At 51.9% G+C, this 12,875-nt stretch carries 10 protein-coding genes; 2 read left to right on the top strand and 8 right to left on the bottom strand.

What is annotated here, in order from left to right:
- The 5 genes from AMS66_RS21180 to AMS66_RS21160 form a co-directional block, all read right to left on the bottom strand.
- Nucleotides 1-1,651 (bottom strand): tetratricopeptide repeat-containing glycosyltransferase family 2 protein (locus AMS66_RS21180; RefSeq protein WP_053782667.1); only part of this gene is annotated, 1,651 nt, incomplete at its 3' end.
- 45 nt (nt 1,652-1,696) lie between these two features.
- Nucleotides 1,697-3,625: a tetratricopeptide repeat-containing glycosyltransferase family 2 protein gene (locus AMS66_RS21175; protein WP_160319723.1), complete on the bottom strand. Its 1,929-nt coding sequence runs from the start codon at nt 3,623-3,625 to the stop codon at nt 1,697-1,699.
- On the bottom strand, nt 3,582-5,939 hold the full coding sequence (locus tag AMS66_RS21170) for a glycosyltransferase (RefSeq protein WP_053782665.1): 2,358 nt from the start codon (nt 5,937-5,939) through the stop codon (nt 3,582-3,584). The genes AMS66_RS21175 and AMS66_RS21170 overlap by 44 nt, the downstream gene beginning before the upstream one ends.
- A 78-nt stretch (nt 5,940-6,017) precedes the next feature.
- Nucleotides 6,018-7,283: a DUF6385 domain-containing protein gene (locus AMS66_RS31940; protein ID WP_236703554.1), complete on the bottom strand. Its 1,266-nt coding sequence runs from the start codon at nt 7,281-7,283 to the stop codon at nt 6,018-6,020.
- A gap of 45 nt (nt 7,284-7,328) precedes the next feature.
- Nucleotides 7,329-7,826, bottom strand: a complete 498-nt coding sequence (locus tag AMS66_RS21160; protein ID WP_053782664.1) for a DUF6385 domain-containing protein — start codon at nt 7,824-7,826, stop codon at nt 7,329-7,331.
- A gap of 224 nt (nt 7,827-8,050) precedes the next feature.
- Here AMS66_RS21160 and AMS66_RS21155 point away from each other — a divergent pair, with 224 nt between their 5' ends.
- Together AMS66_RS21155 and AMS66_RS21150 are read left to right on the top strand one after the other, a co-directional pair.
- Nucleotides 8,051-8,584: a hypothetical protein gene (locus AMS66_RS21155; RefSeq protein WP_053782663.1), complete on the top strand. Its 534-nt coding sequence runs from the start codon at nt 8,051-8,053 to the stop codon at nt 8,582-8,584.
- Between the two features lie 30 nt (nt 8,585-8,614).
- Nucleotides 8,615-9,196 carry a hypothetical protein gene (locus tag AMS66_RS21150; protein ID WP_053782662.1) on the top strand — a complete coding sequence of 194 codons (582 nt, stop codon included), beginning with the start codon at nt 8,615-8,617 and terminating at the stop codon, nt 9,194-9,196.
- A 103-nt stretch (nt 9,197-9,299) separates the two neighbouring features.
- Here AMS66_RS21150 and AMS66_RS21145 read toward each other — a convergent pair whose 3' ends face one another.
- From AMS66_RS21145 to AMS66_RS21135, 3 genes are all read right to left on the bottom strand, one after another.
- The gene (locus AMS66_RS21145; protein ID WP_053782661.1) at nt 9,300-10,640 is read right to left on the bottom strand and encodes an MFS transporter; all 1,341 of its coding nucleotides are present in this window, start codon (nt 10,638-10,640) and stop codon (nt 9,300-9,302) included.
- Between the two features lie 72 nt (nt 10,641-10,712).
- Nucleotides 10,713-11,888, bottom strand: coding sequence for a winged helix-turn-helix domain-containing protein (locus AMS66_RS21140; RefSeq protein ID WP_053782660.1), 1,176 nt, complete (start codon nt 11,886-11,888; stop codon nt 10,713-10,715).
- Nucleotides 11,889-12,080: 192 nt separating this feature from the next.
- The gene (locus tag AMS66_RS21135; RefSeq protein ID WP_053782659.1) at nt 12,081-12,875 is read right to left on the bottom strand and encodes an ABC transporter ATP-binding protein; all 795 of its coding nucleotides are present in this window, start codon (nt 12,873-12,875) and stop codon (nt 12,081-12,083) included.

Genomic DNA, 12,875 nt, shown 5'->3' with positions numbered 1-12,875 from the left:
GGCTGGGCGGCAGGGCCTGCAGCAGGCGCAGCCAAGCGGCCCAGGCGCCTACGCGCGCGAGCGCTTGCGCGGCGGCGTGCACGGCCTGCGGCGCTGGCGGGGCGCAGCGGGCCGATGCGCCGCGCAGCAGCGCTTCGGCTACGCGGGCTGCGTCGGGCGTGGCCGCCTGCTCGCGGGCCCACCGCCGCGCTGCCGGGGACACGGCTGCGCCTCGCGCTGAGCCCGTCGCAGCACTGGCGCGGTGCTCGCTGGGCTGCTTGTGGCCGAGCGCCCACAGCGCCAGCGCCGCCTCCGGCCCGTGCTGCGCATGCGCCGCCCAGGGCTGCAAAGCCGCCCGGGCAGCGGCGTCCTCGCCCAGCTGGGCCAGCGCCAGCCCGGCGGCAAGGGGCTGCGCCCGCAGCGCGGCGGATAGCGATGCCGGGTGGCGCAGCAGCCATTCCGGCCGATGCGCATCCAGCGCAGCCGGGATCAGTGCCTGCCAAGCCGCAGGCGGCAGGCTTATCCGCATGGCTGCGCTTGCGATGGCTTGCGGCCGCCCGGTAGCTGCGGCCAGCAGCAACAGGCGATGCCATGCTGGCAAGCTGCCGGGCTGTACGGTTAGCGCGGCGGTATACGCCGCAGCTGCTTCCTGCCAGCAGCCCAGCCGTTCATAGGCCATGCCTTCCAGCGTCTGGCTGCGATACGTTCCGGCACCAGAAACGGACGTATATCGACTGGCTGTGGATGCTGCCGCTTTGGACAGCTTCAGCCAGTCGAGCGCCGCAGCATCCCGTCCCTGATCCAGCTCCAGCACGGCACCAAGCTCCAACAGATCGGGGAAATCAGCATACACCGGCCTCCATTCCTCGACGATAGCGAGTGCCCTCTCCGGGCGACTACGCTCCCGCCAGGCATACGCCGTTTTGAGTACCAGATCTGAATGATATCCGCATTCCGGCGTAAGCTGTGCCAGCAAGGGCTGCAATAACCTGAGCGCTTCATCATATCTCGCTTGCTGAAACCATTCGGCGGCCATGGCATACAGCAGTTCGGGTTGATCCGGTGATTCATGGAGAGCGGAGCGAATCAGCCGCATATTACGCTCGGGTTTATTTTTGCCAACAATAACGTCTTCCAGATAGCCATAATGAATAATTTCAAGCCTGGAGTCGACCACACCCCACGGAGCAAAGGACAGAATGGAGGATGCCACTTCTTCATGAATCCTGCCCTGAAAAGCAATCCGGGGATCATTCCGGAATAAACGACACACCGCATCCGTTACACGCTCTTCTCCGGATGTTCCAAGCAGACTTGTAACCTGTATCCAGTACCCCCATACATCGTCCTGACTTGGAGACAGTATCCGTTTCATCTCGGCCAGATTGGGTTCTGTCTGCATCCAGACTTCATCCGCATCCAGCACCAGAATCCAAGGATGAGTGGCAGCGGCAAGAGACAGATTGCGGGCAGCGCTAAAATCTCCGGTCCACGCTGTATTGATGACAACCGCATCATAACGACGGGCAATGTCGATCGTATCGTCCGCTGACCCTGTATCCACGATGATGATCTCATCCACAACATCCCGAATGGCATCCAGACACCGCTGAAGCGACCGGGCTTCATCCTTCACGATCATGCACAGGCTGATTCCTGTCTGCAAGTTCATCCTCCGTCCTTCCTGTACGGCGTTCTGATCTCTTTCATTCAGCCCTCAAAACTCAAAACCATCCGGCCCCGGTAAATCCAGTCTAATCCGCTGAACAACGGGCCAACAACGGTGCCGCTGCCTATCTGCCTCCTGAGCGAATGCCTTCAGGTGGTGATCAGCAGCACTAACAAGCCCTTTCACCAGCCAGCTGGTTCCCACACGTGAATCAGACGCTCCATGAAAAGGTTCTTGTTCTTCCGCCCCCTGCCGGACGCCCGCTACCAATGGATACGCTCCTTCTGCCAACTGTCCCTGAGAAAGTTGAACCAGCGCATGCAGTACATCCCATTTCCCGGATTGCACACAGCCCTCCATCATCAGCCCGAGCGCCTGCCAGCCATCATACGCTGCTTCAGATGCTGTACTGGGCATTCCGGTGGAGCCGGCTTGTTTCGCAGCGTCTCCCACGCTTCCGCTTCGCTCTGTCTGTGGATGAGACACCACATCCGAGCCAGAACCCGGTTGTGAATGACCATAAAGCCACGCAGTCAGTTGATCTTTCCCATCTATTGTTCTTCCTTCAATCCAGTTTAATCGCTCTATCCAATGGGTAGCTGATACAGAGAGTTCTCCTTTTTTTCGCTGTATCGTATTCAGCTTAAGACGAGCCTTGCTCCATTTCCCCAGCTGAATCTGAAGCAACGCCTCCGCCATGGATATTCTCTCCCTCATCTGCCCGGAAGGGTGTGAAGAAAGGTCTGGTAATAGCTGCACAGCCGTATCATAGCAACGACACTGCTCCAGAATGCCCAACACTTTCTGGATCGCCTCTTCTGAAGTGATTGCAAATCGCTCCTTAATCAGCTCCACCAGATGTTGCTCTTGACCGGAAACCCGCATAATTCGAAAGATCCTGTACAACGGCGGCAGCAGGCTGGATTTGGCACGAACTGCTTCCACATAAGCATCCACTGCGCCTTCAAGGTCCGCCCTCCCTTCCAACAGCCTACCCAGGGTATACCAGGTCTGATAGGTTCCGATTCCTTCTTCCGTATGGAATATGGGTGGCGGCGGTCCCATACGGACTGCTTCACGCAGCGACAGCTCTGCCTTTTCTGTCTCGCCCAACGCCTCCTCACATACTCCGCAATGATGCAGCAGGTCCGTGTATTCTGGGAAGAGTTCAAGAGCAGCATGGATGTGATCCAATGCTTCCTGCCAGCGACTCAAATGCTGGAAACAACGAATCTCATATTTAAACAACAGATGTGCATAACTTGTCAGAGTAGGATCAATTCCCGCTTTAGCTACGCCAAACGTCTTCAGCGCCTGTTCCGCTTCCCCCATCCGCAGATACTCGACACCCAGGTTATAATGATGGAACGGCTGCTCCGGCTCTTCCTCCACCGCCTGTTGAAGCAAACGTAAATTCCGGTTCACCTTATCCTTGCGCTCCACAATGACTGTCTGATATCCGTAATGGTGGATGACCATGTCCGTCACATGGAAAGCAGCCTGTGGATTCTTCCGACAGATTGCCACCGCAATCTGCTCATGAATCCGACCTTCGAACCGATGCTCCAGGTCGTTTTTGAAAAGGCGCAATACCGGATTTACCGTAATCCCCTGCTGGCCCGACCCCGTATAGTTATGGATATTTAAAAACAATCCGTCACATCCGCTGGCTGCCGTCCAGCTTCGGATCTGCTCCCGTGCAGTCTCATCCAGCGCCTCGTCCGCATCCAGAAAAAGAATCCATTCGCCCACAGCCTGCTCCAGCCCAGCATTACGTGCCGCGGCAAAATCGTCGCTCCACACAAACGGTACAACCACTGCCCCATGTTCCCGGGCAATGGCAGCACTGCGGTCCGACGAACCGGTATCCACAACAATAATCTCGTCCACCACCCCGCGGACACTTTCGAGGCAATGGGGCAACAGTTCTTCTTCATCCTTCACGATCATGCATAATGAAATGTGCTTGGTCGGCAAGCTGGTTCCTCCTCTCCCTTGCATGGAACACCGTACGCCAAGGTATGCCTTCGGCGGTACGCAGTTGTTGTTCCAGCACAGTCTGTTGTGCCATAAGTACCTTGTCAGTGGGAGAACGAGTTAGTTCCTGTCTGATAACCCCCAGCGCCAGCCGCATATAACAGACAGCAGCTCCAGCCCTCGCCTGCCGCTGTTCTGAGTCCTTCTCCAATGCCTGCTGGAAAAGAATCAATGCCTGCTCATAATGCCCCTTGGCATACACGGCTTCCCCAAGATAGAAGAAGCTTTCCGCATCCAAATCGCCTTGTGACATACATTGAATCAGGAGATCAGCTGCCGCCATGGTGTATCCTTGGCGATAAAGAACCGCTGCCATCCATCGGCTATGAACACCACCCTTGTCGTAATCAGGGTTAATTACAACCATCTTCTCGTACAGCTTCCTGGCAAACGCCAGTTGTCCCGTCTTCACTGCCCGAATCAATATGTTCTTACTCAGCTCCGTTGCAGCCTGAAGCGTCTGATGAACTGTTTTCTCATCTCTGTTATCCTCGACATGCACCTGTTCTCTCACATCCAGCAAGTCATTCATCATTATCCAGCCTTCCCTCTCCTGAGGTTCTGCTGTTGCCACAAGTGAGTCGGATACAGATAATTCATTTACCCAACAGGTCAATGCCAAGTCCACTCGCTGTTCAGGCTGGAGGTTCTTGACCTCACCGAGTTCCTCACTCCACTGATTTCGCACGTACTGCAGCGCTTCTGATACCCTGTTGGCACATAACAGCCAATACAGATATTCTTCATGTCTTATTCGTATATTTCGGTCAACACCATGCAGCAGTTTCAGCGCTTGCCCATACGCTCCACTGGAAGCAAGTGCATGCACCACATGCGTCAGACCATCCTCGCGTGTGACTACCCCCGGACCTGTACTCGTCGTTGTTGAATGCTCTTTCCATCGTGCGAGTAATGTCTCTGCTATGCTCTCATCCGTTTCTCCGGATTGTTGTAATACATCGGCTAACCCTGTCCAGGCAGGAGCATACGTGACCTCGCTGCCCAGAGCCAGGCTGTACAAATGAGCGGACTCCTGCAGAAAGCCTCTTTTCTGTGCAAGCCTTCCCATCGCTGTATAAGCTTTGTAGCTATCACAACCCATGTCCGTTACGTAATGTCTGTCAATTCGGTTCGGCTCCCTGTAAATATCATCCAGGGAATTGCTCTCACGTATTACATCACTTTCCGGATCATCTTTTTGCTCAATTGTCTTCTGATGTATGCCTCGAATCTCTGCCTTCCTATTGTTCTTGAGATCACTTCCCTTGGAGCCCTCCCGGCAATTTGCTGCTCTTGCATAGGACTTGTAAGCTCTCTCCTCCAGACCCTGTTGCTCCAAAATCTCTCCATATATCAGATGCAGGTCGGCATACCCCGCATAACGCTGTCTTTCTACCGCCAATAACCAATGACCCTCGTCATAGCGCCCCATTGCCAGAAGAACCTTGGCATAGTCCCGAACCAGGGTGGAGCGATACGGAGCGTGCAGCGGTGTATGAAGAAAGGATTCAGTAAAGGCTTCTGCTGCCAATTCGATATTCCCTAGCTGGCAGTATGTCACCCCCACATTATAGAGGTGAAAAGGTTGCCCCGGACGATCAGCTAATTCCTGCTGCAAAAGCTTTAGATTACGCAATGGTTTATCTCCTTTAGCAATCGTGGACGGCAAATAACCATCATGAACCAAACGCAGTGGAGCCAAGGGTTCATGCTCAGCAATCCAACCTTTTTCATAGGCAAAGGAGTCGTTCATGTCCTGATCGTCGCCTTCTTGTTCTCCACCATCCCTTGTACCGCCACGAACCAATTGCTCATGGATACGCCCAGCATACCGATATCCTTGATGGGCGCGAAAAAGACGCACAGGTTGGAAGATCACACTCTCTCCCGCTCCCTCGCCAATTTGGTTCTCTATCGTAATCCGCAGTCTCGAAACGCTCTTATGGACCTTCGGTAGATAATCCAAAAGCTCTTCCAATCCCTGTATGACATGCTCATCCGCGTCCAGACACAGAATCCATTCCGTGCTCGCGAGAGGTAAACTTATATTTCTGGCATATGCAAAATCATCTTCCCAACGGGTGTGAAGCACCGTTGCTCCATAATGTCTGGCGATCTCCGGTGTACGATCTGTTGACCCGGTATCTGTAATGAAGCATTCGCTGCCAATCGACTTGAAACTGTCGAGACAGCGGGCCAGATGATGTTCTTCATTTTGCACAATCATATGAATTCCGAGTAACCTGTTCTGCAATGCAGCCACCTCCAATGCAAAAAAAGTACATGAAGCCCACCAAAGGGACTCCATGTACCTATATGACGACAAACCGGGTTATGTGCCTTGTCCATTGAAGAACACATCAATCGTACTGGGTGCTCCAAGCAGACTGGAGCGGTAGGAAAGACGTGTATATTTAAGAAAACGCTGCGGCACCAGAACATCCACCGAGCCTGGCAAAATCCCAGTCACTGTGTCCACATCATCGTACCAGTTGGTACCGTTGGCACTGATTTCGACGCGGGCATCGACCCGGTTAAGCCCCGGACCCCTGTTATATACAAAGAAAGAATAAGTGCCGAATACACTTGTCGTGACCGCTGGAAGCGGTGTAAATGTGTTTGCCGTTGGCGTGCTGAGAAGTTGTGATTCCTGAAAGCTCTTTTGCGAGATGGACGTCACGCTGCTGAGTGTACCCGCTGTAATTGTGGCTCCCAATACGCTGGTAATGGTACCGTTCAGCAAATTGGTCAACGTTCCGGCGGTAATGGTTGCACCAAGTACACTGGTAATCGTACCGTTCAGCAAATTCGTTAACGTTCCCGCTGTCACGGTAGCTCCCAAGACACTGGTGATTGTACCATTTAACAAGTTCGTCAGTGTTCCGGCTGTAATCGTAGCACCAAGTACACTCGTGATGGTACCATTCAGCAAGTTCGTCAGCGTCCCTGCGGTTACTGTGGCTCCAAGCACGCTGGTGATCGTTCCGGCTGTGATCGTCGCCCCGAGTACACTCGTGATTGTACCGTTTAGCAAGTTGGTCAACGTTCCTGCGGTTACTGTGGCTCCAAGCACACTGGTGATCGTTCCGGCTGTAATCGTCGCTCCGAGCACACTCGTGATTGTACCATTCAGCAAGTTGGTCAACGTTCCTGCGGTGATTGTAGCTCCAAGCACGCTGGTGATGGTACCATTGAGCAGGTTTGTTAATGTCCCCGCAGTCACGGTTGCCCCGAGCACACTTGTGATCGTTCCGGCAGTAATGGTGGCTCCCAAAACACTGGTGATTGTACCATTCAACAAGTTGGTTAATGTTCCGGCTGTGATGGTTGCGCCAAGCACGCTGTTAATTGTACCCGCCGTGATCGTTGCTCCGAGGACGCTGGTAATCGTTCCGTTCAGAATATTTGTGATGGTTCCGGCATTAATCGTAACTGTAGTCAAACCTGAGATATTACTGATCGTACCATCCAAAATGATTCCGAGTACGTTCCCGCTTGTATCGGTGTGAACCGGCTGGGCTGCGCCTGTACTATCATGACCAAAAATCAGGGTTCTCAGATTATCCGGATTCGTGTTAAATGTTGTAAAGTTAGGCATATTCCTCGTCCTCCTCCCTGGTCAAATCGGTTGTATTCCACGTTCTTACGGCATACGCTGCGCCTGAAAATAAACATCGATCCGGGTTGGCTGATCCGGTTCAACCGATTGGATAACCAGCCGGGTATAATGCAGAAATCGTAGCGGCACCAGCGCTTTGGTCTGACCTCCGGCAATCACTTCCTGGCTGTCCACAGCATAGTCCCTGGCATTAGGGCTTATCTGAACCTGCACAAGAGCCGGATGTTCGCCCCGATTTACAATGCCATATGTGTACATGCTGAGCGATGAGGTGTCTTGAGCCGGAAGAGGATTCATACTACCGTTTGTCTCGGCTCCGACATACGTATGCTCTGTAAAACAGTGAGTAGCACCAGGGAGTGTCGTACGTGAGGAACTACCCTGCTTGAACCGGGGACGAGTAATCCGGGAACAAGGAGGTTTCAGCAATTTAGCGCGGCAGGAACGACGGGATTGGCGACAGCTGACATATTTAGTTGTTTGGTTCGTTTTCTTCTTGCTACGCTTCGCTGTTCGACTCATATCGATTTCCCCTTAAAAAATGTGCTTCCGCATCGTATGCCCGCATTCAAAATACGGGCACGGCATCTGCCGTTATTTGAACATTAACTGTGGGATGTCCCAAACCCTTCGCCTGTTCTTTACATACACTGCAGTACAACCTTCTTACGTTTATGTTCTTTGAATCGCATCCAATTTCTAAATTTTCTGGTATACACTGCTCCGGCAGATCGGAGGTGGATTATATGACCAATTCCAATGTATTCAACCAATCCAATGGTCCCTTATATACTCAACTGACCAATACTTTCTCCACCCCCGGCATTGAGTCCACTCCAGAGGGCGGAGCCGCAGCGGCAGGAAGTAATTTTGCGTTGACAACCAGCAATGTCAGCATAGGTGCTGGACTGAACCTGTTGCTGCAGGTAGCCAATTCAGTGGGCAGTGGGCGTACACTTTATGTCTCCAGAATCAGCGGTGGCACAACGGCAGCGGCAACACTTATTGTCTATTCCGGCGGTACCATTACCGGCGGCACCACACCTACACCCGTCAACACGTTATTGGGCAATGCCAATACCAGTGTAATGACAACCAGACAAATTAACGGCACATTAACAGGAACATCCACAATCCTACTGAGCATCCCCCTTACAGCAGGCATATATATGCTGAGTTTGAACGGTTCTATCATCGTCCCTCCAGGACAAACACTAACCATTAGTACTGGAACAGGTGCTCAAACAGCTGCAATCAACCTTTCCTGGTGGGAGTTCTGACATATCATTTGAGAAAAGGAGGTGTGCACAATGCCGAATGATCACGTGTTCAACCCCCTAAACCGTCCCGTCTATACTTCCATTACGAATACGTTCACCTCTCCCGGCATTGTGGCTCCACCTGAGAACAATGCCGGAATCACAGGCAATCTGTACAATGCAGGCTCAACCAACTCCACCACATTGGGATTGCTGGGAGGAAGTGTTGTTGCCACAGTTCAGATGTCCAACCCGGCCGGAAGCGGAAAAACCTTATATATATCACGACTCTCTGGCGGAATCACCGTTGCGTTAAATCTGCTGTCCTCATTCAGCGGGAGTATGAGCCTGAGCGCAAATGGAACACTGACATCACCGAGCACACTCACGCCAGTGAACAGTAATTTGTCTAGCAGCAATACCAGTGTGGCAACCGTACGATTCTCCGCTGCTGCACCTACGGGCACCACCACATTGATGGCTACTCCGCTGCAAGCAGGACCTTTTCTGTCCAATGAATTTGGTCGTTATGTGGTTCCTCCAGGCCAGTCCATTAATCTATCCATCAGCGGCTCTCTTACTGTTGGGGGACTGATGGCCTCCACCTCGTATTTCGCCTGGTGGGAAGTGTGATTCACCATATGTACTGCCATCCTGCATGGAAACAGCCGCTTTCGGTTAAGTAACCGAAGCGGCTGTTTCTGTTCGTACTCTGCTTAGACTGTAATGACGTAAATCAGGCCTGTCTGACAGGTTCCTGCTGATTTTCTCCAGTCGACTCTGCCTGATGAGGCTGTTTTCCCACCCATAAGATGCGCTGCAGGACTATACCTGCGATACCGATAACCAGTGTAGCGATGCCAATATATTGAAATGTGGGACTGGGCCCTACTACCTGAATCAAGGCCCCGCCTGCCAGCGGAGCAACGACCAGTACGACACTGGAAAGTGAGTTTTGGATACCGAACACCCGGCCTACATAGGCAGGTGGGGTTTCTTTTTGCAGCAAATAATTTAAAGTGACCATAAAGAGGCCATTGCCGAGCCCAATGCAGAGTCCCCATATGATGACCCAGAACTCGGACGTTTGGGAACTGACCCAGCCAAGCGCAGCAATTCCTGCACCAATCAGCAAATATCCTCCCCCCAGTCCCCAGCCATACCCGATTCGAGGAAGCCGATTCAATAGTAGAATAATCACAACCGCACCTGCCCCAGCGGAAGATCCCAGCCAGCCGATTAGGGCCTCGTTACCCGGCTTGATCTCCCGAAATAACGTCGTAAACTGATAATCAATCATGAGGATAGCCATTAATCCAAAGCAGCCAAACAGAATCGTACTCAGAAGGGTACGGCTGCTATAGATAAAACGCCAGCCTTTCTGCCATTGGGTGAATAGGGATTCCGTCGTCCCCGCCGCCTCCGAAGGAATTCCGTCCGATGCAGAAGGTTCCAATTTCTCTGTTAAACGCCGTAAAGGCCACAACACGGCTCCGGATACCAGGCGCGTACAAGCGTTGATTATAATGCAGACTTGCGGTGAAAATACGGCCAGAATCACTGCGCCCAGCAGCGGTCCCGCCACTTTGGAGCATTGGTTTACAAAACCATTCAGCGACGATGCCTGAAACAGATGTGCCTCTGCCACTACCTGACGTGTCAACGCCTGCTGGGCTGGTATGTGGAATACGCCCATCATGGCCCGTAGAGCAAGAAGCGGAAGCAACCAGCCCGCACTGGGCGCGAACAGAATGGCAATCGTTAGCAGAACGGTAATCACATCGCAAAGCATCATGATTTTCACCTTATGCAGCCGATCGGCCAGTACCCCTGCAACAGAACCCAACAATATGCCCGGAACAGCCATACATACTGGAATAAGAGCAATAATTAACGGATCTGCACCCCACCGATAGGCAACCATTACCTGGATCGCCAGTGCATCAAACCAATCGCCGAAGGTAGCAAGCGCATACGCAATAAACATCCGCATGAAGCGGAAGTTGGTCCATAGGCTTTTGGATGAGCCATTGGATGAAATAGATGATGGATTGGGTTCATTTGAAATGACGGTCATACGTTATACTTCCTCCCCTGATTACAGCCTTGTTACTAGCTTGTATGTTCCTTGGCTGTAATCATAAGGGCGTTATATCAGAGGAAGATCAGAGGCTGGAGGAAACGGGGATAAAAAAGTGGAGATTTCATTCAAAATTTGCTGTCCATAAGCAGGCACACCATAATTTTTAGAGATTTCCGCATGGACTTGACGGTATTTGCTACGAAGACGTCCCTCTATCCGGTGATGTGCCATGAACAACAATATCTGGTAAGCGGAATTCAGATATAACGGTGCGTTCAGTGTCATTTTCAATACGTCGAGACCATCGTCCATTCTCAGCTCTGCCTCGCGGATTCGACCCTGTCTCAGCAACCATAAGCCCTCCATAATCTGAAAACGTCCGATTTCCCGCAAGTATGGTGCATCTTTCAACCCTGAACGCAGGATAGCCATCTGATCTTCTACCGCTTCATCACTGCCACCCCACAATTCCAAATACAATTCGGCGAGCCCTACTGGAAGTCTGAAATGGACCAATTCATCTTTTTCCATCACATGATACGTTTCAATGAGTTGAGCTCTGGCACGTTCGTACTGGCCCACTTCTGCATAAACTTCAACAATGTTCAGGATACGTAATTCCCGTTGCTGGTCTGGAGACAATGCGGTTGAATTCAGCGCCTTTTCGTACAATGGCAAACTCTCCGAGGGTTCAATCAGAGCATGTGTAAAAATCAGTAGCCAATACAAACGCTCCTCCAAAGGAATTTCTGTCGTTGTAATCAGCCATTCCAGATCGCCCACAATAAAATGGATGTACAGCTGATAGAATGGATCAACTTCAATGCCCAGCGCTTCTTGCTGATCCAGCAGCGTGAGCATCGATTTCCCCTGCCCATACAGATGATATTTACGAAACAAGCTATGGATTACTTCTCTCATCTCCTGATCTTGAGCGGAAGGGTTGGAGGGCAGTATCGCCATATTAGATCGAATATGAAGCCTGTAACCATAGCCGCGCACGGTATCCAGTGCTATTTCTTCCCAACGTTTCAGTTTCTTGCGCAGACGGTATACATGATCATCTACAGTGCGTTCGACCGGATACTCCAGGGGCCACACCCGGTCCAGCAGTTGGCTGCGAGTAAATGCTTTTTCCTTGTTCTCATACAGAAAACGCAGCAGCGCAAATTCCTTCGCCAGCAGGCGAATGGAATCGCTGCGCCGGGTTACGGTATATGTCCCTTCATCAAATTGCAACAATATCATGGTCCTCCTGTCAATATGCCTGATACATTCATGGGTTGAGGTGAAGATAACTATCGGCTCGATCATCACATCATGTGATGGATTATTTGTGTTCAACATATCACAAAAAACCTTTTGCCAGAAAGCAAAAGGTTTTTATATGGATGGGCAATCACCACCTGCCTGTACGTACAGGCATAACTGCACTTAACCCAGCACCACGCGATCATCAGCCATTTTTTTGCCGCTGATGCGTTCAAATTCCCCCAGTAGCTCAGGTACGGTCAGCGTGCGCTTGCGCTCTTCACTAACATCCAGAATAATCCGGCCTTTATCCATCATAATTAGACGATTGCCCAGACGAATGGCCTGCTCCATATTGTGTGTGACCATCAACGTAGTGAGTCTCATCTCACGTACAAGCGTTTCGGTCAACTCGGTAATCAGTTCCGCCCGGGAGGGGTCAAGTGCAGCCGTATGCTCATCCAACAGTAGAATCTGCGGCTGAGTGAATGTCGCCATGAGCAGGCTGAGTGCCTGGCGCTCACCACCGGATAGCAGACCCACTTTGGCATTGAGGCGCTTATCGAGTCCGATTCCCAACTTCTCCAATTGGGCGTTGAAAATCTCCCGTCTGGCACGGGTAACTCCAAAGCCCAGTCCGCGGCCTTTGCCACGTTTGTACGCCATCGCCATGTTCTCCTCAATGGACATATGCGGTGCCGTACCCGCCATCGGGTCCTGAAAGACGCGGCCAATCCAGCTGCTTCGCTTATGCTCAGGCAGGCTTTTGATGGAACGGTCATTGATCAGCACATCACCCATGTCGGGCTTCATAACGCCTGAGATAATGTTCATCAACGTTGATTTGCCCGCGCCGTTACTGCCAATCACCGTCACAAAATCTCCCGGATTCATCGTCAGGTTTACGCCGACCAGCGCAGTCTTCTCATCAGTTGTTCCCGGATTAAACAGTTTGGTTACTTGTGTAATCTCAAGCAT

Origin of the sequence: Paenibacillus xylanivorans (assembly GCF_001280595.1) — a bacterium.
GTDB lineage: Bacteria > Bacillota > Bacilli > Paenibacillales > Paenibacillaceae > Paenibacillus > Paenibacillus xylanivorans.
Note: the sequence above shows the minus strand (reverse complement) of the source record. Positions and strands in the feature narration are given on the sequence as shown.

Coding starts and splice junctions, on each gene's coding strand:
- AMS66_RS31940 (WP_236703554.1), bottom strand. CDS start 7,283: ATGCCTAACTTTACAACATTTAACACGAATCCGGATAATCTGAGAACC.
- AMS66_RS21160 (WP_053782664.1), bottom strand. CDS start 7,826: ATGAGTCGAACAGCGAAGCGTAGCAAGAAGAAAACGAACCAAACAACT.
- AMS66_RS21155 (WP_053782663.1), top strand. CDS start 8,051: ATGACCAATTCCAATGTATTCAACCAATCCAATGGTCCCTTATATACT.
- AMS66_RS21150 (WP_053782662.1), top strand. CDS start 8,615: ATGCCGAATGATCACGTGTTCAACCCCCTAAACCGTCCCGTCTATACT.
- AMS66_RS21145 (WP_053782661.1), bottom strand. CDS start 10,640: ATGACCGTCATTTCAAATGAACCCAATCCATCATCTATTTCATCCAAT.
- AMS66_RS21135 (WP_053782659.1), bottom strand. CDS start 12,875: ATGCTTGAGATTACACAAGTAACCAAACTGTTTAATCCGGGAACAACT.